Origin of the sequence: Spirosoma validum (genome assembly GCF_014699035.1) — a bacterium.
In the GTDB taxonomy this organism is placed as follows: domain Bacteria; phylum Bacteroidota; class Bacteroidia; order Cytophagales; family Spirosomataceae; genus Spirosoma; species Spirosoma validum.
Window position 1 is genome coordinate 301,381 of the sequence record NZ_JACXAA010000009.1, and the last position, 26,178, is coordinate 327,558.

General features: G+C 49.4%; 17 protein-coding genes. 12 read left to right on the forward strand and 5 right to left on the reverse strand.

The window, feature by feature from the left end:
* Positions 1–7: 7 nt before the first annotated feature.
* From IC230_RS23290 to IC230_RS23305, 4 genes are all read right to left on the reverse strand, one after another.
* Positions 8–3,160, reverse strand: coding sequence for a SusC/RagA family TonB-linked outer membrane protein (locus tag IC230_RS23290; RefSeq protein ID WP_191041457.1), 3,153 nt, complete (start codon positions 3,158–3,160; stop codon positions 8–10).
* A gap of 291 nt (positions 3,161–3,451) precedes the next feature.
* The gene (locus IC230_RS23295) at positions 3,452–4,696 is read right to left on the reverse strand and encodes a mandelate racemase/muconate lactonizing enzyme family protein (protein WP_191041458.1); all 1,245 of its coding nucleotides are present in this window, start codon (positions 4,694–4,696) and stop codon (positions 3,452–3,454) included.
* A 57-nt stretch (positions 4,697–4,753) separates the two neighbouring features.
* Positions 4,754–5,788, reverse strand: coding sequence for a LacI family DNA-binding transcriptional regulator (locus IC230_RS23300; RefSeq protein ID WP_191041459.1), 1,035 nt, complete (start codon positions 5,786–5,788; stop codon positions 4,754–4,756).
* 283 nt (positions 5,789–6,071) lie between these two features.
* Positions 6,072–6,842 carry a MerR family transcriptional regulator gene (locus IC230_RS23305; RefSeq protein WP_191041460.1) on the reverse strand — a complete coding sequence of 257 codons (771 nt, stop codon included), beginning with the start codon at positions 6,840–6,842 and terminating at the stop codon, positions 6,072–6,074.
* A 412-nt stretch (positions 6,843–7,254) separates the two neighbouring features.
* Here IC230_RS23305 and IC230_RS23310 point away from each other — a divergent pair, with 412 nt between their 5' ends.
* The 5 genes from IC230_RS23310 to IC230_RS23330 all read left to right on the forward strand — a co-directional run bounded on the left by IC230_RS23310 (position 7,255) and on the right by IC230_RS23330 (position 15,481).
* Positions 7,255–7,668 (forward strand): LytR/AlgR family response regulator transcription factor, encoded by a 414-nt coding sequence (locus tag IC230_RS23310; protein ID WP_223860788.1) that lies wholly within the window; start codon positions 7,255–7,257, stop codon positions 7,666–7,668.
* 426 nt (positions 7,669–8,094) lie between these two features.
* Positions 8,095–9,771 (forward strand): glycoside hydrolase family 28 protein, encoded by a 1,677-nt coding sequence (locus tag IC230_RS23315; protein ID WP_191041461.1) that lies wholly within the window; start codon positions 8,095–8,097, stop codon positions 9,769–9,771.
* 93 nt (positions 9,772–9,864) lie between these two features.
* Entirely contained in the window at positions 9,865–11,802 is a 1,938-nt protein-coding gene (locus IC230_RS23320) for a DUF4350 domain-containing protein (protein WP_223860789.1), read from the forward strand.
* A gap of 264 nt (positions 11,803–12,066) precedes the next feature.
* Positions 12,067–12,510, forward strand: a complete 444-nt coding sequence (locus tag IC230_RS23325; protein ID WP_191041462.1) for a hypothetical protein — start codon at positions 12,067–12,069, stop codon at positions 12,508–12,510.
* A gap of 631 nt (positions 12,511–13,141) precedes the next feature.
* On the forward strand, positions 13,142–15,481 hold the full coding sequence (locus tag IC230_RS23330; RefSeq protein ID WP_191041463.1) for a PDZ domain-containing protein: 2,340 nt from the start codon (positions 13,142–13,144) through the stop codon (positions 15,479–15,481).
* A gap of 226 nt (positions 15,482–15,707) precedes the next feature.
* Here the strand turns inward: IC230_RS23330 and IC230_RS23335 are convergent, their stop codons facing one another.
* Positions 15,708–16,712: a LacI family DNA-binding transcriptional regulator gene (locus tag IC230_RS23335; RefSeq protein ID WP_191041464.1), complete on the reverse strand. Its 1,005-nt coding sequence runs from the start codon at positions 16,710–16,712 to the stop codon at positions 15,708–15,710.
* A gap of 335 nt (positions 16,713–17,047) precedes the next feature.
* Between IC230_RS23335 and IC230_RS23340 the strand changes: the two genes are divergently transcribed.
* The 7 genes from IC230_RS23340 to fbp all read left to right on the forward strand — a co-directional run bounded on the left by IC230_RS23340 (position 17,048) and on the right by fbp (position 26,086).
* Positions 17,048–18,577 carry a tagaturonate reductase gene (locus IC230_RS23340; RefSeq protein ID WP_191041465.1) on the forward strand — a complete coding sequence of 510 codons (1,530 nt, stop codon included), beginning with the start codon at positions 17,048–17,050 and terminating at the stop codon, positions 18,575–18,577.
* Positions 18,574–20,241, forward strand: coding sequence for a UxaA family hydrolase (locus tag IC230_RS23345; protein WP_191041466.1), 1,668 nt, complete (start codon positions 18,574–18,576; stop codon positions 20,239–20,241). The genes IC230_RS23340 and IC230_RS23345 overlap by 4 nt, the downstream gene beginning before the upstream one ends.
* Positions 20,242–20,285: 44 nt before the next feature.
* Complete coding sequence (gene uxaC, locus IC230_RS23350; protein WP_191041467.1) at positions 20,286–21,731, forward strand: glucuronate isomerase; 1,446 nt, start codon at positions 20,286–20,288, stop codon at positions 21,729–21,731.
* Positions 21,732–21,787: 56 nt separating this feature from the next.
* The gene (locus tag IC230_RS23355) at positions 21,788–22,864 is read left to right on the forward strand and encodes a sugar kinase (protein WP_191041468.1); all 1,077 of its coding nucleotides are present in this window, start codon (positions 21,788–21,790) and stop codon (positions 22,862–22,864) included.
* Between the two features lie 50 nt (positions 22,865–22,914).
* Entirely contained in the window at positions 22,915–23,583 is a 669-nt protein-coding gene (locus IC230_RS23360) for a beta/alpha barrel domain-containing protein (RefSeq protein WP_191041469.1), read from the forward strand.
* Positions 23,580–24,899, forward strand: coding sequence for an MFS transporter (locus tag IC230_RS23365; RefSeq protein ID WP_191041470.1), 1,320 nt, complete (start codon positions 23,580–23,582; stop codon positions 24,897–24,899). Before IC230_RS23360 ends, IC230_RS23365 begins: the two co-directional genes overlap by 4 nt.
* A 185-nt stretch (positions 24,900–25,084) precedes the next feature.
* Positions 25,085–26,086, forward strand: coding sequence for a class 1 fructose-bisphosphatase (gene fbp, locus IC230_RS23370; RefSeq protein WP_191041493.1), 1,002 nt, complete (start codon positions 25,085–25,087; stop codon positions 26,084–26,086).
* Positions 26,087–26,178 lie beyond the last annotated feature (92 nt).

A 26,178-nucleotide genomic window follows, 5' to 3' on the forward strand; every position in this document is an offset into this window, starting at 1 on the left:
GTCGTGTTTAGAACCGAACATTGAGGTTAAAGCCCATCATACGCGTTGGCGGTAAACCCGGCCAGAAATCGAGCCCGACGGAGTTGTCCGACGAAACGTTGGCTTCTTCCGGGTCCATATTCTCGGTCCATTTCTTGATAATCAGTACGTTGTTGGCCACAGCATTCAGTCTCAGCCCTTTGATGAAGAAGTTTTGCGGGAGAATCTTGCTGAAGTCGTAGCCAAGCGTGATTTGCCGCAGTTTCCAGAATCCGGCATTGTTGACAAAATCTTCGTGAATGCCCAGCGGGTTAAGCGACTCGTAGAAGGGTTGTACAGCCGCCCTGGTCTGGTTGATTTCGCCGTTGGGATTCACGCCGTCACCAATCACGTAGCCCACATCCCGGCCTGGCAACGTCCGTTTCGATAGACCGTGGCGCAGATAGTTGATGTTGCGTCCAGAAATCAGTTTGCCACCCAGTTTGAAATCGATCAGGACCGAGAGCGCAAGACCTTTATAGGTAAAGGTGTTTGTTATTCCGCCAAAGTAGTTGGGTAACGCACTGCCTACGTTGACCAGCGTATTGTTTCGGAGTGGCATGCCACTGTTCTGGTCAAAAACTTTGCGGCCCTGGGCATCGCGCAGGTAAAAGAATGTGTATAACTGGCCGAGTGGTTTGCCTACTACCTGATTTAGCACCCGGCCGCTACCTCCGCTTACGGTAATGACCGTATCGTTAGGCGATAAACCGAGTTGCAGCACTTTCGACGTGTTATATGATACGTTGGCATTAAAATCCCAGCGGAACGAAGACGTAACAACAGGCGAGAAGTTTAAGGCCATTTCGAGCCCCTGGTTCATGCTCCGACCTACGTTGATCAGCTTATTGGTGTATGAGGAAGCATCCGAAATCTGGGCAGACAGAATCTGGTCGTTGGTGATTTTACGGTAATACGTGAAGTCGAAGCCAACTTTGTTATTGAACAGCTTCAGTTCCAGACCCACTTCGGCTTCCTGAATACGTAGCGGGCGCAGGTCTTTGTTCGGAACGACCGACGTATTGATGCCCCCAACAGGCACGGACTGCCCCGATGGGTTCGGAAATGGGTTGTTATCGACCTGGAAATACAGCGCATTCGAATAGGGGCTTACGTTGTCGGAGCCGACCTGCGCATAAGCCGCCCGGAGTTTCCCAAAGGATAGCCATTCAGGCAGGTTTTCAAATGCCTGCGAGAAAACGAAGCTACCCGTGACGGAGGGGTACAGAATGCTGCGATTTAACGGAGACAGGGTCGAAAACCAGTCGTTCCGGGCCGTGGCAGTCAAAAACAGGTAATCATTGTAGGAGAGGGTGGCGCTGCCATACAACGAATTGATTTTCCGTTCTGAAAGACCATAAATCGGGTTTTTAACCCGTCCGTTCGCGACGGTATATAGACCCGGTTGCACGAAATCCTGTACCGTTACGCTGTTGTAGTCGAGTCGATTATAACGCGTGTTACCACCCAGCGTTATGTCGACGCCAATCTTACCGAAGGTTCGGTTACCAGCCAGAATAAAGTCGATGTTTCGTTCTGTATTCTGGCGAACATCCTGCGTGTACGAGCCGTTGACATAGCCCGTGGGTGCTTTCGCGATGGGTGCATACCCGTTCGGAATGTTGTAGTCCTGATTCCGAACGTAGTAATCCTGCGCGATACGTGCCTGCAGGTAGAGCCAGTCGGTGAACTGATACTTCAACGCTACGTTACCAAAAATCCGGTCGCGAACGATGTTTTCGAAGTGATAATTCATCGAATAATACGGATTGTTGCGAACCAGAAAACGCGCGAACGAAAACTCATCGCCGTTGGGTAGGGTCTGATTGTCCCGCAGCGCCTGGAACGGCATGGAATTGGCCAGGGTGAAAATGACCGTTGAGACCGAAAAATCCTGCGCGTTCAGCTGGGGCGGGTTGACGTTATTCTCTTTCGAATAGTTGATGTTCCCCAGTGCCGTAAGCCGACTGCTGATATTCTGGCTGAAACCTAAGTTGATCACCTTCCGATTGAAAGTGTTGTTTTCCATAATGCCTTTGTTATCGGTGTTGCTCAGCGACAGGCTAAAGCCACCATTTTGCCCATTATTGGCTACGGTTACCGTGTTGGTGAAGTTGGTTCCCGTGCGATAGAACTGCTTCACCCGATTGTAGACCGGTTCGTAGGGATACGTCTTATTATCAAACAGGATCTGGGTCATGCCTGGCTGAAATTTCTCGCCAAAACTCCATACCCCTGAAGTGGGGGGAGTAGACGAATTAGGTCGTTTGCCCCCCTCGCCCTGGCCGTATTCGTACTGAAAATCCGTGAAATCGAGGGCCGTTTCGGTCGTAAAATTGGTGTTATACGTAACGCCAAGTCCTTTACCGACGCCCCGGCTTTTGGTGGTAATCATCACAACGCCGTCTTTCGCGCGCGAGCCGTAGAGCGCGGCCGCCGTACCGCCTTTCAGTACAGTCATGGTTTCGATGTCGTCGGGGTTGATGGATGATAGTCCGTCGCCCCCATCGGAACTGTTAACCGGCAGGCCCGTAGTTGAACGGGAGCCGTAGTCGCCCCCGAGCGAATAGTTCGAGTTGTCAATGGGTACCCCGTTCACCACAATCAGCGGGTTGTTCTGACCACTGAACGACGATTGACCTCGAATCCGGATTTTTGACGTACCAGCGGGACCCGAACTCATGCCGGTAATGTTCACGCCGGCCATTTTCCCTTGCAGGCCGTTCATGAAATTGTTGGTACGGTTTACGTTAATCTGTTCGGCATTGACCGTTGCCGTTGCATACCCCAGCGTTTTGGCTTCCCGTTTGATACCCAGCGCCGTAACGACAACCTCGTCAATTGCTTTAGCATCTTCGGCCAACTTTACATTGACGATAGCGCGATTATTAACCGGCACCGTCTGACTTACATAGCTGATGTACGAAAAGATCAGTGAAGCCGTAGCAGGTGCATTAATGGAGTAGTTGCCTTCAGCATCAGTGGCCGTACCAACTGACGTGCCACCCACCACTACGTTCACCCCCGGTAGTCCCTGATCATTTGTGCCAGTCACCTTACCGGTTACTTTGTTGTTCTGCGCAAACGCTATGCTGCTAAACAGAACTGTGTAAAACAGACTGAGTATTAGAGCTTTTTTCATGGAAAGAACGGATTAAGGGTTTAAGGAAAAAAGGTAATATGCTCTTTGTATAGTAATGAATAATATAGGTATAGTTTAATTTTAAAGAGATTGTAAAAACAGCCTGCCAACCAGTTCTGGGACTGGGTTTAAAAACTATTGGCGTATCATTAATGAATCAGTCGGGTAGAATTGAGCGGAACAGTATGACCCCCGCCGGGGTCAGATATGTATACAGCTAGCATTTGCTATAAACATATGACCCCGCCGGGGTCATACCATTCGCCTGATTCTGACCGCAGCACTAGCCACCTACCAATTATGAATCGACCCGTCCGGCGCTTTCAGAATCGGATGCGGGAACTTCGTGTTCTCTTTCACTTCGAAGAGGAACGTCGCTTTTTTCGGATCGAACTTCACCCCAAGTCCCGGTTCCGGGTTCAGGTATAATTTGCCGTTTTTGAAGTTGACGAAATCTTCATTGAAATAAGCCGGTCGTTCGGGTTCACCGCCACCCAATTCCATCAGGCAGCGCATTGGACTGCTGGAACCTAATACGTGTACCAGTGTAGCGGTCGCCAATGGACCCGTAAAGTGCGGGATCATACCGACGTAATGCGTCTCACACATGGAGGCCAGTTTCTTGAACTCGGAGATACCACCCGTGTTTGGCAACGTAAAGCGCGTATAGTCAATCAGATGCTGCTCGATGAACGTGTTGCTATCCCAGCGATCGCCGAACTGCTCGCCAACGGCAATCGGTACGTTGGTCATCTGACGTACTGTTTTGTAGACATCCGGATTTTCGGAACGAACAATGTCCTCAACGAAATACGGCTCCATATTTTCAAGAGCCTTGCAGATTTTGATGCCCTCCGTCGTATCGAAACGGGTGTGTAGATCAAGGGCCCATTTCCCGCCACCCCCTACAGCCGCGTCAATCCGTTTGCAGAACTCAATGGTTTTCTTCGCATTGTCGTAAAAGTCGAACGGCTGATCGCCATTGCCGCCAGTTGGGCCAATTCGATACGCACGTAAACCCGCTTCAATACAATCCCTGGCGCGTTCTTCTTCTGTTTTCGCTTTGGAAGCCCGGAAACCCGTTGCGTAACATTCAACGTAATCGCGTGTAGCACCACCCAATAATTCATAGACGGGAACTCCCAAAGCTTTGCCTTTCAGATCCCAAAGCGCCATATCCAAAGCGCCCTGTGCGTGTAGCTTTTCGCGACCTGGCGGGTAAAACATGCCCCGATACAGATTTTGCCAGATGTGTTCAATACGGAACGGATTTTCGCCAATTATCATCTGCGCCAACTGCTCGACCATATCTTTCGAACCCCCTTCGCCAATGCCGATGATGCCCCCGTCGGTTTCAATCTCAACGATACCCCGCGCCTGATTAAACAATGGCTTGTTGTAGCCAGGTGCTGCGTAATACCTGATTTTAGTGATTTTTAGTTTCGGTGGAGCTGCCAGAGCCTGGACTAAAGGAAGACCTGCTAAAACAGCCGATGAACCGACGAAGGCAGATTTAAGGAAATGTCTACGTTGCATAAGGGTAAAAGATAGGAATAGTTGCTTAATCGTTTAAGCAGATTAATAAATCAAAGTCTATTCTGGAAATTTAGTTTTTGACGACGCTCTAACAATTAATTCGGCTTTCATAAGTATTTGGGCTGGTCCTTTCTGATGGTCTTTTATTTTGTTCACTAATAAACCAACGGCGGTTTGACCCAATAACCCGATCGGTTGTTTCAAATAGGTAATCGGGCAATAGTATAAATCAAATACTTCTGCCTGCCCGAAGCTGACAATGGCCAGATCATCCGGAACGCGCAGCCGTAATTCGTTAAAATATTTCAATCCATTGATTGCCAGGCCATACGTAGCGAAAATTAAGGCATCGATTGGCGGCTTCATTGCCATTAATTCATCAATAGTTGCTCTGACTTCTGATTCGATGTAGCTGAATCGCACTTTTTTTAGCCAGGCCTTTTGAAACGGTATCTTGTTGTCTTTCAGTGCATCCTGATAACCGCGTATACGCTCCTGCATATGAAATAACTGCGATTTATAAGCAATCATGCCGATGCGCTTATAGCCGCTGCTAACCAAGTGATTTCCTGCGTCATAGGCTGCTTGATAATGATCGGTTGAAACAAAATCGGTCTGTATATCCGGAAAATACCGGTCCAGTAGAACGAATGGTATACCTTTCGCTTTCAGATCCTGAACTTGTTCAGCCGAATCCTCGGAGGAAACAATAATAAATCCATCGACCTGTCTGTTTATCAGTACGTTCAATAAATCCCGCGACTTATCGGGGTTCTCGTCGGAACTGCCGATAATGACGGTATATCCGTTCTTTTTTGCTTCATCTTCAACCACCCGGGCAATGTTTGCGAAGAAGGGATTGGAAATATCGGCGATAATCAGCCCAATCGTATGTGTTTTTCCACTTCGTAAACTTTTCGCCAGATGGTTGGGCTGATAGTGGAGTTCCTTCGCAATCTCTTTGATCTTGGCGGCAATCTCCTGTCCAACCCGACTTTCTTTCTCTTTACCATTCAGCACATAAGATACCAGGGCTGTGGAGACGCCTGCTTTCTGCGCTATATCCTTTAATGAAGTTTTTTTAGCACTCATCTACTAAATATTGCGCCCAAATCTATGCTTAATCCTTTAAACAAAAAAATGTTATCCTGTCTTTTTTGCTGATTTTTTAACAAATAATTCTATTTTCTTTGGCGTCAGTAAGCCTTTCATTAGACGATAATCCAGATGAGAGACGATTTCCTCAACCGGTGCACCCCGTTTACATCTGGCTCTTGTCTATGCTACGGCATCCCAAAGAATTTATAAAGCAAAAAGGCCAGTGTTTCCGGCCTTTTGTACTAAAAAGTGTCCTCATTGCATAGCTGTCGACTAATTAACTAAGCTGCGTATCGGAAAAATGGACCATTGCCTTATTCAGAAAATGGGCATAGTCTGGATTTGCCTGGCCGTTCTGGCTGGTAAATCGCGGATCATCGATATACAGTTTGGCCAGCCCTTTGTAGGCTTCAGCCATGTTTTTCGACTGGCAGACCGACTCACCCCAGAAACCCCGGATATTCTGGTAATGCCGGGCGATTTGCTGTTGTACAATAGCACTGGCCGGGTCCAGATTCACCATACCGGCTAAGGTCTGCGCAATGTCTTGTTGGTCAGCTTTTAACTGCTCAAAGCCCGCTTTATCCAACTGACGTAGTTTCTGTTCACTGTCTTCTACGGTTTTTGCGCCGTATTTGTCTATAGCCTCCTGCCGGTACTCCTGACCTTTCGGGAAGCCCTCATATAATTCTTCGTTCGTTAACATAACTCGGTCTCCTTTTAAAGTTGAAATCGTTTTGTCAATCGTTTTTAGCAACGTAGCGAGTCGATCCTGCCGAGCCTCAAGTGCTTGCTTATGACTCTCCAGCGCCGTTAACAGGTTAAAATTGGGGTCTTCCAGAATATGGAAAATCTCTTCGAGTGAGAAATCCAGCTCTTTGTAGAAGAGAATCTGCTGCAGACGGATTAACTCATTCTGACCATACAATCGATACCTGGCCTCGGTACGGACAGATGGTTTGAGTAACCCCAGGCGATCATAATGATGTAGTGTGCGCACACTGACACCCGCTAGTTTCGCCAGATTTTTGACAGAATACGGTCGCATAGTTATACGTATCGGATTGACGGAAGCAAATGTAGGCTATGACGTAAGGGGAGAGTCAAGAAAAAGTTGAGCTTTTTTCATTTGAAGGTCAAGGGAATCCACGGCTCAGATTTAAAACAGTTTATTCATCGAAATCGACGGTTGCTCCGCTAACTGTACAAATCAACTAGGTGTAAACACGTGCTTTTTTCGAACAGGTGTTTACACGCTGGTCTCTCACGTGCCACCAAGTGAATTTTGGCAAGCCGAAGGAAGGCGTTTTAGTGTAATCGACTTTGTTAGTTAATTCACTGATCAGCAATACGTTTTCTGATAGCCAGCTTCCGATTGAGTCGATTCCACTGAGTCGGTCCGACCGTAATATTTCTTATTACCGACCTCTTAACCGCCCGGCACTTGGGCCCTGTGTACCATGAACACTTTTACTCAATATCCGTTAATGAAACCTGACTTTCGCAACACCCTTTCACGCCCTACTTTACCCACTAGTACACTCAGGATATACATGCGTGAAATCGGCAAATTCGATTTTCCCGTATCAGACCTGATGTATTTGCAGGCTTCCGGTAACTACAGCTGGCTTTATTGGAAGGATGGACAACGCATGCTGATGCCCCGTACCTTAAAATATTATATGGATCGACTACCGCATGAATGGTTTATCAGACTGCACCGCAATTGCGTCGTCAATCTACATTACATAGAACGAATGGAGCGAATCAGTCAGGAGACCGGTGGTCTAATGTACTTACATTCAGGCCTGGTTTTGCCGGTGTCGCGTCGCCGATGGTTTGCTATCAGGCGATTGTTACCCCACCTCAATTAATACGTTCGGCGTTAATGTGCTGAGTAGTCAGTTTTTTTTCACCCAAAATCCCTCTGCGTGAAGGGAAAGGTTCGTTATTAGGCAGATTGTCAACTGGAATGGGACTACGCCTAGATTAGTTATTGGTCGGTCTGACTTAGAAGCTGTATACTAAATTTCGTTTGTATCGAAATGCCTCTGAACCGTTTGACGAAGGGTTCAGAGGCATTTCGATATGATAACAGCTATTGCCATTTTTTCGGTATTTAGTCGTTTGTCAGCTAATGGCAATGGATAGGCTTGAGAACGTTACCGGGAACGATTGCGTAAAAAAAGGTCAATACTCTCTTGAATGAGTGCTGATTTTAGGAGCAATTTAGAGGTGAAATCGTGGGTGGTTCGGGTTAAAATCGAAACGCTGGTAACATCTTTCCCTTTTCGTATTCAATGAAAATACTTTCAGGATTAACTATAATGGTCATTTCGATGGCCTTTCGGTTAGATTTTTATCAATCCCCTAATCGAGTTAGGAGTGCTGTTACGTCGCGGGTTGCACATGGGCGCGATCTGCCGGAGGTGAAATTGCCGACTTTCCGAAAGGATACGCTTATCATCACCAAATTTGGCGCCGTTGCCGATGGCCTGACACTCAATACGTCGGCAATAACGAAAGCGATTGACCAATGCAGTCAGAAGGGTGGGGGCGTCGTTCTGGTTCCAGCAGGATTATGGGTAACCGGACCTATTTCACTAAAAAATAACGTTAATCTGCATCTGGCTAAAGGGGCGTTGCTTCAGTTTACGGACCAACGTGAGGCTTACCCGTTGGTGAGCACCACCTGGGAAGGGGAGGATGCCATCCGAAATCAGGCCCCTGTTTCGGGAACCGACCTGGAAAATATTGCCATTACGGGCGACGGTATCCTGGATGGAGCCGGTGACACCTGGCGCATGGTCAAAAAAAGTAAGATGACGGACGATCAGTGGAAGAAACTGGTGGCTTCGGGGGGCGTATTAAATGACAAAAAAGACATCTGGTATCCGTCGGCACAGTCGCTGAAGGGCGCCAGTGGAGTGACCAAAGCGGGACAGCCACTCAGCTACTACCAGGGGATAAAAGATTTCCTGCGGCCAAATATGCTGAGCTTAACCCGTTGCAAAAAGATTTTGCTCGAAGGCGTTACGTTCCAGAACTCACCTGCCTGGTGTCTGCATCCCCTTTTATGCGAGAACATTACGTTACGTAAGGTTACGGCCAAAAATCCCTGGTATGCACAGAACGGCGATGGACTGGATTTGGAATCATGCCGGAATGGGCTGGTGGAAGACTGTACGTTCGATGTGGGCGACGATGGCATCTGCATCAAATCCGGACGCGACGAGCAGGGACGCAAGCGGGGGGTACCGACTGAAAATATCATCGTTCGTGGTTGTCGCGTGTATCACGCGCACGGCGGGTTCGTTATCGGTAGTGAGATGTCGGGTGGTGTTCGGAATCTATACGTATCGAACTGCACGTTCATGGGTACCGACGTTGGCCTTCGGTTCAAAACGGCACGTGGTCGTGGCGGAATCGTGGAAAACATTTTCATCGATGGCATCGACATGACCGATATTGCGGGCGAAGCGATTCTGTTCGACATGTATTACGCTGCGAAAGATCCGGTGCCCCAACACGGTGAATCGAATGAACTGCCTGCTATTCCGGCCCAACCACTTACCGAAGCAACGCCCCAGTTCCGGTCGTTTCAGGTACGTAATGTGCGGTGCAAAGGTGCTGAGACGGCCATCTTAATCCGTGGACTGCCCGAAATGGCCGTAAAAGATATTCTGATTGAAAATGCGGTGTTGCAGAGCCGGAAAGGATTGGTCTGCATTGAAGCGGAGCGTATAAATCTGAAAAATGTTGCTTTGCTTACCAGTGCCAAAACCGTGATGCAGTTTCAGAACAGCCAGAATGTAACGCTCGACAAGATTCGCTACACCAATGATGCCGATTTGTTAATGCATATCACCGGCGACCGTTCGCGGACGATCAATCTCTTGAATACCGATACGTCCCATGCGAAAAAAACGGTTGTGGCGGATGCGAACGTTCAGGCCAATGCACTGACGATCAAGTAAAAGGTACCACGGGTTTTAACCCGTTCAGGGATTGACCAAAAACGGGTTAAAACCCGTGGTACCGATAACGAACCTACGTTTACTCACTTTCTCATGAAGAAGTTATTTTTTTTCTGCCTGCTTGCATTACCATCCTGTCTACAGGCGCAGTCTACGCCCTGGTCGCAGAAGATGACGGCCACGATCATGGCGACTTATCCGGATTCGATCATGTACAAAGGCGGGCGTGTTGCTCACTGGGATTACGAAATGGGATTGGTGCTACACGCCATTACGCAGGTGTGGTATCGTACCGGCGATGCCCGCTATTTCAACTACGTCAAAAAACAGATGGACCGATACGTGAACGACGATGGCACGATCCGGACCTACGATCTGAGCAAGTTCAATATTGATTTTGTTACGCCCGGCCGGTCGTTGCTGATGCTGTATGAGCAGACGCTACCGAATAAAGAAAAGTACCGGAAAGCCGCTGACCTGCTCCGAAAACAACTGGCCGAACAACCTCGAACGAAAGAAGGTGGTTTCTGGCACAAACAAATTTATCCGAATCAGATGTGGCTCGATGGGCTGTACATGGCCGAACCCTTCTATGCGGAATACACCAAACTGTTTGACCAGGACGGGAAAGATTTCGAGGACATTATCAACCAGTTTGTCTGGATGGAAAAGAATTCCCGTGACGCCAAAACGGGACTGCTCTACCACGGTTGGGATGAGAGCCGCCAGCAGAAATGGGCTGATCCCAAATCGGGAAAATCACCGAATTTCTGGAGTCGGGCAATGGGTTGGTATGCGATGGCGCTGGTCGACGTACTGGATTACGTTCCGGCTACGCACCCACGCCGGAGCGAGTTGGTAACGATCCTGCAACGGTTTATGCCTGCCGTCGTGAAATATCAGGACCCGGCGTCTGGCTGCTGGTATCAGATAACCGACCGCATGGGCGATAAAGGTAACTACCTCGAAGCGTCGGGAACAGGCATGTTTGTATATGCGCTGGCAAAGGGCGTTCGGCTGGGCTATTTACCCCAGTCCATGCTACCCGTTGCGAAAAAAGGCTTCGACGGTATGCTGAAAAACTTTATCACGACCGACAATGATAAACTGGCTCACTTAGAAAAAACCGTATTAGTCGGTGGACTGGGCGGCAATCCTTACCGCGATGGCAGCTATGAATACTACCTAAGCGAAAAAATTCGTCAGGACGATTTGAAAGGAGTTGGTCCGTTCATCATGGCCAGTGTTGAAATAGAAATTGCTGGAGAACCTAAGGTTGGCAAAGGACGTACCGTAGCGGTCGATACTTACTTCAACCACGAATTTCGGAAAGATCAAAACCGTACCGACCGTACCGACGGACCGGGCCAGCAGGAACCGTTTCATTATACGTGGGAAGATCGTCAGCATTCAGGTTTCTGGTTGTGGGGCACTACGTTCCGCGACCTCGGTGCCAAAATCGCTACGGTGCCCACCGCACCAACGGCGGCTTCGCTCAAAAACGTCAATGTCTACATCATCGTTGATCCCGATACGCCTAAGGAAACGGCCAAACCAAACTACATTAGCCCGGCCGATACCAAAGCGATCAGCGATTGGGTAAAAGCCGGGGGCGTTTTGGTACTCATGGCCAACGATACGTCCAATTGCGAACATACGCACCTGAATCAACTGGCGGCTCAGTTTGGTATGCAGTTTCTGCCGAAAAATGTCAACATGGTGAAGAACGATCAGTTTGAACAGGGACGGGTCGACATCCCGGCGAACAACGCTATTTTCCCATCGACAAGAACGGTTTACATCAAAGAACTTTCACCGATTGCCATAAAGTCACCTGCAAAAGCCGCTGTAACCAAAGAAAATGACGTCATTATCGCCACAGCCAAAGTGGGAAAAGGGACAGTTTTTGCCGTTGGCGATCCGTGGCTCTACAATGAATATACCGATGGGCGGAAAATACCCGCTACGTATCAAAATTTCCAGGCGGGTAAAGATTTGGCTACCTGGCTCCTAAAGCAGACAACGCCGTAAGGGGAGGGGATATAAGCATAAGCGGCTAGGATTCATCCGGCCCAACTAGTAGATTGGTAGAGTCAATGCATGTAGGACCCTGAAGTTCGCGAGAATTGGAGAATAGTTTGTGAGACGTTCAATCGAAGCTGGTTAGAATAGAATGCCACGAGTATACATACAATATTTTTACTGTAAAAGCACTTGTATAGCCACTTCAACAATTGATACAGAGTAGACTAAGTAACAAGTTGGACTTATGTAATAAACTAAACTTAGCGTATTATGAATAGTCAAAGATTGATACTCGTTTTCGCTTTCTTAGGCTGGGGTTTCTCTTCAATCCGGGCTCAGTCTTCCGTCCAAAACTCCGCCACGGTCCATTTTTATCAGGGGAAAGTGTTTGGTCTTTTTTCGGCTAAATACCGCATTTATGCCGATGGAAAGTTGTTGTGCAAACTGGGCCGGAATAGCCACTGTCAGGTGGTTTTACCGGCAGGTACTACCACCTTTACAAGTCGTCCACCTTTGCTGTCTTTAGGAGCCCAACCGAGTTTAACTTTACAGCTACAAGCGGGCCAGCAGTACTATGTGCAGGGTGATGCCAAGTTCGAATTATTTCCCCCGAATGACCCTCTGATTCTAACTCAGGTCGTACCAAATTCGGAGAAGTTGGATCAAATCAATCATGCTAAAGCAGAGGAATCATTACTGACATCGACAAACTAGTTACAGGTTTGTACAATTGCTTACATCAAAGCCGTATCTGTAAGGTACGGCTTTGCTATTTATCTGAAAAAGTACATATGGTCAGCGTCAACCGAAAGATACCCTGTCTTCCCTACTTCAGGCTTAGGAGCCTGACTCCATAAAACGAGCTATTACTGGCTACGTAGCTATTTTTCTATTCGTGAAATACTTAGGGGGTTCTGGTTGAACAAATTAGTTCGATTGCAGGCTTTTTGGACGATTTAGCCAATAATTGATCAATAGAGTAGCGACCGCTGTCAGTGAACAGTAAGGCCAGGCTCATATGAGGATCAGCAGAATCATAGCCACATCGAGCATACGGATTTCACGTAGCGTTGATACGTTGATGTAGAATTCCTGTTCACGCTGACGATCAACTGCCTTGCCAATGGTCGGTTGCTAGTTATTAATGACCTGTTCATCATAATAATGTTCAAAAGCGCGCAGAAATTGCCCTTGCCGCACGAGCTGATTAAGTTGATTGATGTTTCGCGGTATTGTATCCACCCGTAAATCCGGTCGGAGAGTGGCAAGTAGTCGACGCTGAAAAACTTGTTTTATGACCTAACGCATCGCTGAATTCCTTCGTCTCTGATCTTAACTGACCACCATGATCAAATGGACTCTTTTTTTACTGCTGGTAGCATCGTCCTGCGCGTATTCGCAGACCCGTATTTTTCTTTCCCCAACCGGAAATGACGCCCAAGCTGGTACGTTGACCGCACCGATCGCTACGCTCGAAAAAGCGCTGGAGAAGGCAAAAGCGGCTCCGCAAAATGAAGTGGAGGTTTTATTACGTAAGGGCGTTTACTACTTACCTCAAACGTTACGTATAAATCCCCAGCGCATCGGTAAAAAGAAACTATTGATCAGTGCCTACAATGGCGAATCAGTAGAACTAAATGGTGGTCGGAGGCTTCAACTGAACTGGCAAAAAACAGGTGAACGAATCTGGACGGCTCACCTAACGGGCGAATCGTTTGAGCAACTGTTCATCAACGGCAAAAAGCAGGTGCTGGCCCGGTACCCAAATTATGATTCTACCGCTCATGTGTTCAACGGAACAGCCGCCGATGCTACCAGTGATGAGCGCGTCGGTCGGTGGAGAAATCCGGCGGGTGGCTACATCCATGCACTGCATGCGCACGAGTGGGGCGGTTTCCATTACCGAATTACGGGCAAAAACGACGGTAAGCTGACGTATGAGGGAGGCTGGCAAAATAATCGTCCGATGGGTATGCACCCGAAAGAGCGCTTTGTTGAGAATATTATCGAGGAGCTGGATGCGCCCGGCGAATGGTTTTTCGATAAAATTACCCAAACGCTTTCGTTCATGCCCCCCGCCGGTGTCGATCTGGCAACGGCCGTTGTGGAGGTGTCGCGGCTAAAATCGTTGATCGAGTTAACAGGGAAACCAGAAGCTCCGCTTCGGCAGGTTCAGATTCGGGGTATCCGGCTGGCTAATGCTGAACGTACATTTATGGAACCCTATGAACCGCTGCTACGTAGCGACTGGATGCTGTATCGCGGAGCCGCCGTTTATCTGGAAAATACTGAAAATTGCCGCATTGAGGATTGCGAACTAACCAACCTGGGTGGTAATGCCTTACTGGTCAGTCGGTATAATCGGATTGTATCGGTGAAAGGATGTCATATCCACCACGTCGGGGCTACGGCTATTGGTTTTGTGGGCGATACCTCAGCGGTACGTTCACCCGAGTTTCGGTATGAATGGTTTGTGCCCTACGCGCAACTAGATCTAAAGCCGGGACCCAAAAACAATCGGTACCCTGCCCAATGCATAGCCGAAGATAATCTCGTTCACAACATTGGCGAGATTGAGAAACAGGCAACCGGTGTGGAGTTGTCGATGGCTTCCGACATTACGGTACGCCACAATACGATTTACCACGTACCACGGGCGGGTATTAACATTGGCGATGGCACCTGGGGTGGACATCTGCTGGAATTCAACGACGTGTTTGAGACCGTACTGGAAACGGGTGATCACGGTTCATTCAATTCCTGGGGACGCGATCGGTTCTGGCATTCTAATCGGAAAACGATGGATAGTTTAGTGGCCGCTCATCCGGAGTTGATCAAGCTGGATGCGCTGAAACCGGTTATTATTCGGAACAATCGGTTTCGCTGCGATCATGGCTGGGATATCGATCTGGACGATGGCAGCAGTAATTATCTCATTTATAATAACGTACTGCTGAATGGCGGACTGAAATTTCGGGAAGGATTCTATCGCACCGCCGAAAACAATGTTATCGTAAACAACTCGTTTCATCCACACGTCTGGTTCAAAAACAGTGGCGATGTCTTTCGGAGAAACATTGTTATGCGCCCATATTTCCCGATTCAGATTAATTATTGGGGGAAAGAGCTGGACAACAATCTATTTCCTGATCAGGACGCTTTACACAAAGCTCAGCAGAATCATACGGATGAGCATAGTCGATTTGGCGATCCGCACTTTCTCAATCCCGAACACGGCGATTACCGGGTAAGCAAAGACAGTCCGGCGTTGGCGGTAGGCTTTCAAAATTTCTCTATGCATCAGTTTGGCGTGCAGAAACCTGCTTTACGCGCGCTGGCCCGTTCGCCCAAACTACCTGCATTGCTCAACGCCCAACAGGAAAAGAACGTAACGGAAATGACCTGGCTGGGCGTAACGATACGTAACGTTCAGGGACTGGGCGACCGGTCGGCGTTTGGCTTGCCGGATGAAAACGGAATCGTTGTGCTAATGGTACCGAAAGAAAACCGGTTGGCGGCAGCGGGTCTGCAAAAAGGCGATGTAATCCGAACCGCTAATGGTACCGACGTAGCAACAATCAGGCAACTGGTGGATCTCCAGCAACAACTGCATTTCATGAAAACACTGCCGATTCGGGTGATGCGGAATCAGCAGACTATAGACCTGAATCTGCCCATGCGCTAAGCTTTTCAAGTGGTCATTTGTTTCTGATTCGACTAAGAAATTCAGACCAAAACTCCGGGCCAGGGTTCTTTGGTCTTATCGTCAATCAGGTCTATTATTCCGACTGCGTTAGTCTTCGGTTGAAGAGGCCCGGCAGGCAATCGCCTGTGCTCGACAGTTTTACGCTCTTACAAAAACGTATCTTGAAAGATTCATTGAAGATCAGTCTTCAGAAATAGCCTGATTGCTACTGCGTAGACGTGCGCACGTGCAGGCGGGTTGGAATTCGGACTGTGCCGGGCTTGGGCTTTTTCGGCTTGTCTTCAATCAGGTCAATCAATTGCTCGGCGGCTGTCTGACCAATCTCCAGAGCGGGCTGCTCGACGGTACTCATGGGCGGAGCCAGTAAATCGGCCACGGGGGTATTCGTAAAACCAATGAGCGAAACCGTTTCCGGGATCGCTACGTTCCGTTTTTTCAAAGCGGCCAGACACCCAAGGGCCAACCGGTCACTGGCGGCAAAAAATGCGTCGGGCTTCTGGCTCAGCAGGTCATCGATAATGGGTTCGACTTCATACTGTCCAAAACCGGCGTACTGCACTAAGCTTTCTACATAAGGGATACCATACTGTTCCAGAGCGGCCCGGTAACCGGCCAGCCGTTCCTGCGTAATAGAAATGTACGGCGGAATCGTTACGTGGGCAATACGTCGTCGGCCCGTCTGGATCAGGTGTTCAGTAGCCGCAAAAGCGCCCGCAAAATTATCGGCCGTTACGCAGGGTAAGTCAAGTTCGGCGGAAACGCGGTCAAACAGAACAATGGGTAACTTTTTTTCCTGCAAGGTTCGCAGATGTGATACGTCTGACGTACTGCTGGAAAGTGAAATCAGCAATCCATCGGCCTTCCGGGTTACGGCCTGCTGCACCGTCAGGAGTTCGCGCTCGAACGATTCATGACTTTGAAAAATAATAACGTTATAGCCCCGGTTATAGGCAATGGCCTCAATGCCGTTGATGACCTGCGAGAAGAAGTTGTTGGCAATCTGGGGAACAATTACGCCGATGACCCGACTCCGATTTTCTTTCAGACTAAGGGCAATCGGGTTGGGACGGTAATCGAGTCGCTCGGCATATTCAATCACTAAGCGCTTGGTTTCAGGATTGATCTCGTAGCTATCCCGCAACGCCCGTGAGACAGTGGATGTTGACAGATTTAAGGCACGGGCAATATCTTTTATTGTGATTGTGTCCAAAGGGGTATATTGGTAAAGTACAAAAGTTCTTCAAGCGTGTCAGGCTGTACGAATATAAGGTGGGATAAGAGGCAAAATACTCATTATACAGCTAGCAGATAGGATAATTAAAATCCGGCAACGTTCCCGATAACGTTTGCGTGAATAAATATCACTAAACGCTTTATTATAAAAATTAGCCTATTTAATCTTACCAGAGCAAGTTACTGATCAAGTCTGTAAGAACGTCAGATGGCTTCTGCGAAAAAGACAATTTCACTCGTAAACATCTACCGAACATAGGTCGGCTCAAGCTGAGTTTGCGCCTGTATCGATAAGCCAATACTAATTAACGTATGACTTCTTTATCTGTTCAATCGCTGCCGCTGATCCAACCACAAGTCGACGTCAGTCTACCAGCTGATTCACTACAACACCTGCCTGAGCGCGTACTTCAGTTCGGAACCGGTGTTTTACTACGTGGCCTGCCCGACTACCTGATCGACAAAGCGAACCGTCAGGGGATCTTCAACGGTCGGATCGTCATCGTGAAATCGACGGATGGGGGCGATATGAGTGCGTTTAGCCGTCAGGATAACCTCTACACGCTCTGCATTCGGGGGGTAGAGAATCAGCAGCTTGTTGAACAGAACGTCGTATGTTCGGCCATCAGCCGGGTTTTGTCGGCCAAGCAACAGTGGGACGACGTACTACAGGTAGCCACGAGTCCCGATCTGCAAATCGTTATTTCGAACACCACTGAAGTTGGGATTCAACTGGTGCAGGACGATGTTCGTCAATCTCCACCCGAATCATTTCCGGGTAAATTACTGGCGGTGTTGTACGCCCGTTATCAGGCGTTCAATGGCGATCCTGCGAAGGGATTAGTCATCGTACCGACCGAACTTATTCCGGAGAACGGCACCAAACTTGAAGCCATTTTACTCGAACTGGCCCATCGGAATGAATTTGAAAGTGGCTTCATCGACTGGCTCGAAACGGCCAATACCTGTTGTAACTCCCTGGTCGACCGGATTGTACCAGGCCGGCCTGATCCCGCCATTCAACACGCGCTGACCGAGCAACTTGGTTACGAAGATGACCTGTTGACGATTTCGGAAGTCTACCGGCTGTGGGCTATCGAAGGCGATGAGCACGTACGGCAGATTCTGTCATTCCATCAGGCCGACGAGAACGTAATCATTCGGCCCAACATCGATCAGTTTCGCGAATTGAAACTGCGCCTGCTTAACGGGACTCACACGCTGAGTTGCGGCCTGGCCTATTTGAGCGGATTCGATACGGTACGGGAAGCGATGGAAGATGATCGGCTGGCCGCTTTCATTAGCAGCGTGATGCTGGGCGAACTACTACCGGGAATTCCGTATGCTGTGGATGAAAAAATAGCGCAACGCTTTGGCTTTCAGGTACTGGACCGCTTTCGGAACCCGTTCATCGAACACCGCTGGCTGGCCATTACAATGCAGTATTCGGCGAAAATGCAGATGCGGAACGTAGCGACACTGCTTCATTATTATCAAAAACTAAACGTTACGCCCCGCTATATTTCGCTTGGCTTTGCAGCATACCTGCTGTTCATGCGGGCAACTACGCAACAGGATGAGGTCTGGTATGGTGAACGTAACGGCGAAACGTACCCGATTTATGACGGGCAGGCAGGTTATTTCGCCGATCTGTGGGCACGCCTGACACCCCAGGAGCTAAGCCAAACGGTACTTCAGAACACAACCCTTTGGGGACAGGATTTAAGTCAACTACCGGGCTTTGCGGAGTCGGTTACTACGTATCTAACGCAAATGATCGAAAATGGGGTACTGGCTACCGTGTGCACACAGTTCGATCATTATGAAGCCGTAACAAAATGAGACAGAACGTATTAAAGATACATCCCGATGATTCCGTATTCGTCGCGCTAACCGATCTGGAACCGGGTGATCAGGCATTCTGGGAAGGGTCAACGCTGACCGTAACGGAAGCTGTTCCCGCAAAACATAAAGTGGCCATCCGGAATTTCGCCGTTGGTGATCCAATTACCATGTATGGCGTATTGGTCGGTAAGGCAAAACAGGCGATTCCGATGGGTGGTCGGCTAACTACATTCAACGTGCAGCATGCAACCAACAGCTACGATCTGGATGGCTCCTCGTACCAATGGACTCCCCCGGCGGTTGATTGCTGGCAGAACCAGACGTTTATGGGCTACCAGCGTTCGGATGGACGCGTTGGAACGGCCAATTACTGGCTCGTGGTGCCACTCGTCTTCTGTGAAAACCGTAATATTCAGGTGCTGGAAGAAGCGTTGATAAACGACCTGGGTTACGCCCGTCGGCATACGTATCAGCACCAGACACAGGAATTGATGCAACTGGTACAGGCTGGACGTACTGTTGAAGAAGTCTTACAGGCTGATCTTGATCAGTCGGCACAATCATTCGGTAACCTGGATCGAAAGACGCTACGTCTCTTTCCAAACGTCGATGGCGTGAAATTTCTGGCGCACGAAGGCGGCTGCGGAGGTACCCGACAGGACGCGCAGGCGCTTTGCGGACTACTGGCGGGCTACATCACCCACCCGAACGTAGCGGGCGCTACGGTACTGAGTCTGGGTTGTCAGAACGCGCAGGTGAGTATGTTGCAGGACGAAATCCGCAAGCGGAATCCAAACTTCGACAAACCCCTGTTTGTGCTCGAACAACAGACCATCGGCACGGAAGAGTCGCTGATCAGTCAGGCGTTGCGGCAAACGTTCGCCGGACTGATGCAGGCCAATGCCTGTGTCCGGCAGCCTGCTCCTCTCAGCAAGTTGACGATCGGGTTAGAGTGTGGCGGTTCGGATGGATTCTCAGGGATTTCGGCCAACCCAGCCGTTGGGCAAGCGTCGGATTTAATAGTAGCGTTGGGCGGCACCGTTATTCTGTCGGAATTTCCCGAACTCTGTGGGGTAGAGCAGGAGCTTTGCGACCGTAGCGTTGATGCCGAAACAGCCAGCCGGTTCCGGGAGCTGATGAATACATACGCCCAACGGGCGAAGGAAGCTGGTTCTGGTTTCGACATGAATCCTTCGCCGGGTAACATCCGCGATGGACTCATCACCGACGCCATGAAATCGGCAGGTGCGTCAAAAAAAGGCGGTTCCTCGCCTGTCGTTGCCGTTCTGGATTACCCCGAGCTGGTGACGAAACCTGGATTAAATCTGCTTTGCACGCCAGGTAACGACGTTGAATCGACAACGGCGGAGGTTGCTTCAGGCGCTACAGTAGTGTTATTCACGACGGGACTCGGTACACCAACTGGCAATCCCATCGCCCCCGTCGTTAAAATTTCCAGCAACACAGCTTTGGCGAACCGAATGCCCGACATCATCGACGTAAACACGGGTACGGTCATCGACGGAGAAGAAACCATCCAGCAAGCGGGCGAACGACTGCTCGAACAGATCATCCGCGTAGCGAGTGGCGAGGTGGAAGTAGCCGCCGTCCGTCACGGACAAGACGATTTCATTCCCTGGAAACGGGGCGTTTCTCTTTAATATTTAATAATAGAATGAGCGCCAGCCATTAACTCATTAATTCCATGAAAAAACCCTTCCTGAACGACGACTTTCTTTTGCAAACCGAATCGGCACAGCAACTCTACCATGAGTTTGCGAAACCCATGCCGATCATTGACTATCACTGTCATCTGCCTCCCGATCAGATTGCGGAAGACAAAACTTTTGACAATCTGACGCAGATCTGGCTCTACGGCGATCACTACAAGTGGCGGGCCATGCGAACCAACGGCGTCGATGAAAGTTACTGTACCGGAAATCAGACAGATTTTGCCAAATTTCAGAAATGGGCCGAAACGGTGCCGTATACCGTTCGCAACCCGCTTTATCACTGGACTCATCTGGAATTGCAGCGCTATTTCGGAATTACTGAAGTGCTCAACGGGAAGAGTGCCCGACGCATTTATGACGCCTGCACGGAACAACTGCAATCGCCGGATTTTTCGGTTCGGAATCTGCTTCGGCGCATGAACGTAGAGACGGTTTGTACGACAGATGACCCGGTCGATTCATTGGAACACCATCAAAAACTGGCAGATTCCGGTTTTGAGATTAGCGTACTGCCCGCTTTTCGTCCCGATAAAGCGATGGCCGTCGAAGATCCCGCTGCGTTCAATCAGTACGTAGCACGGCTCGAAGCCGCCAGTAACGTATCGATTTCTAACTTCGATGATTTTCTGGATGCGTTACGTCAGCGGCATGATTATTTTGCCGCTATGGGCTGCAAACTTTCCGATCACGGCCTGGAGCAGATTTACGCTGAAGATTACCGGGACGCCGATGTTAAGGCCATTTTTGATAAAATTCGGCCGGGCCAACGTTTGTCTGGTCATTCGCTGACTGGGGCGGAAATCCTTACGTTCAAATCGGCGATGCTGGTCTATCTGGCCGAAATGGATTGGGAAAAAGGATGGACGCAGCAGTTTCACCTTGGCGCGTTACGGAATAACAATTCGCGGATGCTACGTCAACTCGGTCCCGACACGGGTTGGGATAGCATCGGCGACTTCTCGCAGGCACGTGCACTGGCCCGCTTCCTCGATCGACTCGACACGAAGGATAAGCTGGCGAAAACCATTTTATACAATCTGAATCCGGCTGATAACGAATTGATGGCAACCATGATCGGGAACTTCAACGACGGATCGGTGGCTGGAAAAATCCAATTCGGCTCAGGCTGGTGGTTTTTGGATCAGAAAGAGGGTATGGAACGGCAAATTAATGCGCTGTCCAATATGGGTTTACTGAGCCGCTTCGTCGGCATGCTGACCGATTCACGTTCGTTTATGAGTTACCCGCGTCATGAGTATTTTCGTCGGATTCTGTGTAACTTGTTCGGAAACGACATCGAAAACGGTGAGCTCCCCGACGATATGGATTGGATGGGGCAGGTGGTTAAGAATGTCTGCTACGGCAACGCTAAAACGTATTTTGGCTTCAGTAGTAAGCCCCTGGAATTGACTGTTTAACTTCTATTATCGTGGTGTCGGGTTTGAGAACCCGACACCACAAATACTATTTAGTGATGAATAAAGTCTGCTGCTTCGGCGAATTATTATTACGGTTTTCACCAGTTGCCGATGGGGGGTGGATTCGACAGGCAACCATGCCTGTGTTTGTGGGTGGAGCCGAACTGAACGTAGCAACCGCTTTAGCCAATTGGGGCGTTCCGGTTAAATACAGCACGATTCTCCCCGAAAATTCGCTGGCCGACGATATTCTTGGATACGTTGCTGACAAAGGCATTGATCCATCGGGAATTGTCCGGTTTGGGCAACGTATCGGTACGTATTATTTACCGCAGGGAACGGATCTGAAAAACGCTGGCGTCATTTATGATCGGGCTCATTCGGCTTTCTCCGAACTAACCGTCGGAACCGTTGACTGGGATGTTATTTTAGAGAATACGAGCTGGCTACATGTCAGCGCAATTAGTCCGGCTTTGAGTGCGAACGTAGCGGGCGCCTGCCAGGAGTTGCTGGAGGCCGCTTCGGCAAAAGGCATTACGGTGTCGATGGATCTGAATCACCGGGCGCGGCTTTGGCAGTACGGTATGAAGCCTGCTGATGTGATGCCCGCTTTGGTTAAACACTGCGACGTAGTGATGGGGAATATCTGGGCCGCCAATGCTTTACTGGGTATTCCGGTCGATGAACATATCCACGCCAAAGGGCAGCCGGCGGATTATCTGCATCATGCACTGGCTACATCGGAGGCTATTCAGGAGCGGTTTCCCCGCTGTAAGGTTGTGGCGAATACGTTTCGGTTCGACGCACCACCAACGGGACTTCGGTATTATACGACACTGTATATCGATGGTCAGCAATACGTTTCGTCTGAATTAGTTACGGAATCGGTCGTTGATCGGGTGGGTAGTGGCGATTGTTTTATGGGGGGACTGATTTATGGTCTTTATAATCAGCATGCCCCACAGGGGATTGTCGATTTCGCGGCTGCTGCTGCGTTCGGCAAATTGCAGGAATTGGGTGACGCCACTGGGCAATCTGTCGCGGAAATAACCGGACGTTTGCACACAAGAAGCCAACCAACACCAACACGAGTAGATTCTATGGATTCTGTTGATTCTTACGATTCAGTGTAGCATCTTCATTTACGCTATCGAATCAATCGAATTTGTTTAACCGAACACTTATGGCCTTATTTTCATCCGAACAAATCCTTGACTTAGTCACGAATCACCCAATTGTACCGGTGTTTTATCATCCCGACGCCGAGCAAGCGCAAGCCATTGTGCAGGCGTGTTACGACGGAGGGTTGCGTGTTTTTGAATTCACGAACCGGGGTGCTCAGGCACTGTCCGTTTTTACCAAACTGGTGACCCATGTGCGGGAAAATTGCCCCGAGATGGCTATCGGTATCGGTACGATCCTGACACCCGAAGATGCGGAGAAATTTCTGGACGCGGGCGCCGACTTCGTTGTACAACCTGTAACGACAGTTGCGGTTGGTGACGTTTGCAAGAAGCGGAATGTTCCCTGGATGCCCGCTGGTTCTACCCTGAACGAAATCTATCAGGCAACGCAACTGGGCGCTGATCTGGTAAAAGTGTTTCCAGGGAACGTAGTGGGACCCGATTTCATTAAGGCCATCAAAGGGCCTATTCCAACCTTGAAGCTCATGGTAACGGGGGGCGTTGAACCGACTATCGACAGTTTATCGTCCTGGTTCCGGGCGGGCGTAACGGCGGTGGGTATCGGGTCGCAGCTGTTTTCCGGTCAAAGTGCTGATCCGGCCGTTTTGCGTGAACGGGTAGCGGCACTGGTTCAGATGGTGACACCTTTTATTCCGCAACCCGCATGAGTAAATCCATTGGAAGCTACCGCTGGACTATCGTCGCGTTACTCTTCTTCGCCACGACCATCAACTACCTTGATCGACAGGTGGTCGGTTTGTTGAAGCCTACACTCGAAAAAGAGTTCAACTGGTCGGAGTTAGACTATAGCCGTATCGTCCAGGTGTTCTCGGCAGCCTATGCGATTGGTCTGCTGATTTTCGGTCGGTTCATTGACCGGATCGGCACCAAGATGGGGTATACCATCGCCATTATCTTCTGGAGTATAGCGGCTATGGGTCACGCATTGGCTACCAGTACGTTAGGCTTCATTTTCGCCCGGATCGGTTTAGGGTTGGGCGAGGCTGGTAACTTTCCGGCGGCTATTAAAACCGTTGCCGAATGGTTTCCGAAGAGAGAACGGGCTCTGGCCACAGGCATTTTCAACTCCGGTGCCAACATCGGGGCCGTCGTAGCGCCGATATTAGTTCCCTGGATTCTAGGCGCTTATGGCTGGGAAATGGCCTTTATCGTAACCGGCGCTGTTGGGTTTATCTGGCTAATTTTCTGGTATGTAGGTTATGAAATTCCGTCGAAGCAGGCTAAACTGTCCAAAGCGGAGTTCGACTACATTCATAGCGATAACGAAACGACCAATGACGAAGTCGCCGACCATGGCAAGCCGGTTTCCTGGGGACAATTGCTGAGCAAACGCCAGACCTGGGCGTTTGTATTCGGGAAAATGCTGACCGATCCAATCTGGTGGTTTTTCCTGTTCTGGTTGCAGGATTACTTCTCCACTACGTTTAATCTCGATACCAAAAAGCCGAATCTGTATCTGGCGGTTCTCTATACATTGGTTAGTATCGGTAGCATTGGTGGAGGCTATCTATCGTCGGCGCTGATCAGCCGGGGCTGGACTGTCTGGCGAGCTCGCAAAACATCCATGCTTATTTTTGCGCTGCTGGTAATTCCAGTCATTGCGGTCCGTTTTGGACCGGGTATCTGGACCGCCGTCGCGTTGATTGGTCTGGCGGGCGCGGCTCACCAGGCCTGGAGCGCTAACATTTTCACTACCGCTTCCGATATGTTTCCTAAGCGGGCCGTTAGCTCAGTTGTTGGGATTGGGAGTATGGCAGGTTCCGTCGGGGGGATCATTTTTCCCGAGATTGTCGGTCGGATTCTGGACAGTTACAAAAAAGTGGGGGACATTCAAGGTGGCTACGGCATCATTTTTCTGATGTGTGGTTCAGCTTATTTACTGGCCTGGGTAGTCATGCATCTGCTCACACCAACCATGCAACCCGTTCATCTCGAAACGCCCGAATCGGAACCGGTCGCATGAGTTCAATTTCATAGTAAGGTAGCACGGGTTTCAACCCGTTTTTTCTAAGCGCCCAAAAACGGGTTAAAACCCGTGCTACTTTTAATTTATACACTATCAATGCAAGTCAACCTACTTAAAAATCTATTAAATCTGTAAACTATCTATTCAAGTAAACTCCCTCAAGTACGATGAACGTCGAACAAATGGAAATCACGGCCTCACATCCTTTAGCCTTACCCGTTGGCGTAACGCTCGACCGGTACATCATGCACCGGCAAACGGCTTTCCCGTATGCAACGGGTGAACTGTCGCAGTTGCTGCGGGATATTGCACTAGCCGGAAAAATCATTCACCGTGAAGTAAACCGGGCTGGCCTGATTGACCTGACCGGTGGTATGGGCGTTCAGAACGTACAGGGCGAAAGTCAGCAGAAGCTGGATATGATTGCCAATATTCGCTTTTGCCGGGCCCTGAAAAATGGGGGAGAAGCTTGCGCCATTATTTCAGAAGAAGACGAAGACATTATTTTTACGGGGAATAATAACGGTAAATACGTGGTCGCTATCGACCCGCTGGATGGTTCATCGAATATCGACGTCAACGTATCGATTGGAACGATCTTTTCTATTTACCGGCGCATTACGCCCATTGGCTCCGAGCCTACACTGGCTGATTTTTTACAGGGCGGTCGTCGTCAGGTGGCGGCTGGCTATATTTTATATGGCTCTTCGACTATTCTGGTTTACACAACGGGTCATAGCGCCAATGGCTTTACGTACGATGCGTCGCTGGGTGAATACATCCTGTCGCACCCGGATATTCATAGCCCAGTCAATGGCCAGATTTACTCCTGCAACGATGGGAATGTAGATAGCTACGAAGATGGTGTTCAAAAATACCTGACAGATTGCCGAACGAAACAGTATACAGCACGATATATCGGTTCGCTGGTGGCCGATTTCCACCGGAATCTGCTGAAAGGAGGCATTTACCTGTATCCTCCAACCAAGAAAAATCCGGATGGGAAACTCCGGTTACTCTATGAAGCTTTCCCATTAGCGTTTCTGGCTGAGAAGGCTGGTTGTCTGGCTTCTTCGGGTCATCAGTCAATTTTAGATATTAAACCAACCAGCCTACACCAGCGGACGCCCCTATACATTGGCGCGCCCAACATGGTGGAGAACTTGATCGGAATGCTAACGTAGCGGCTACTATGTGTAAACAATTTGGGTGTTGGCAGGGCAAGTGGCGTCAGGTTCGAACCTGACGCCACTTGCCCTGCCAACACCCAAATTGT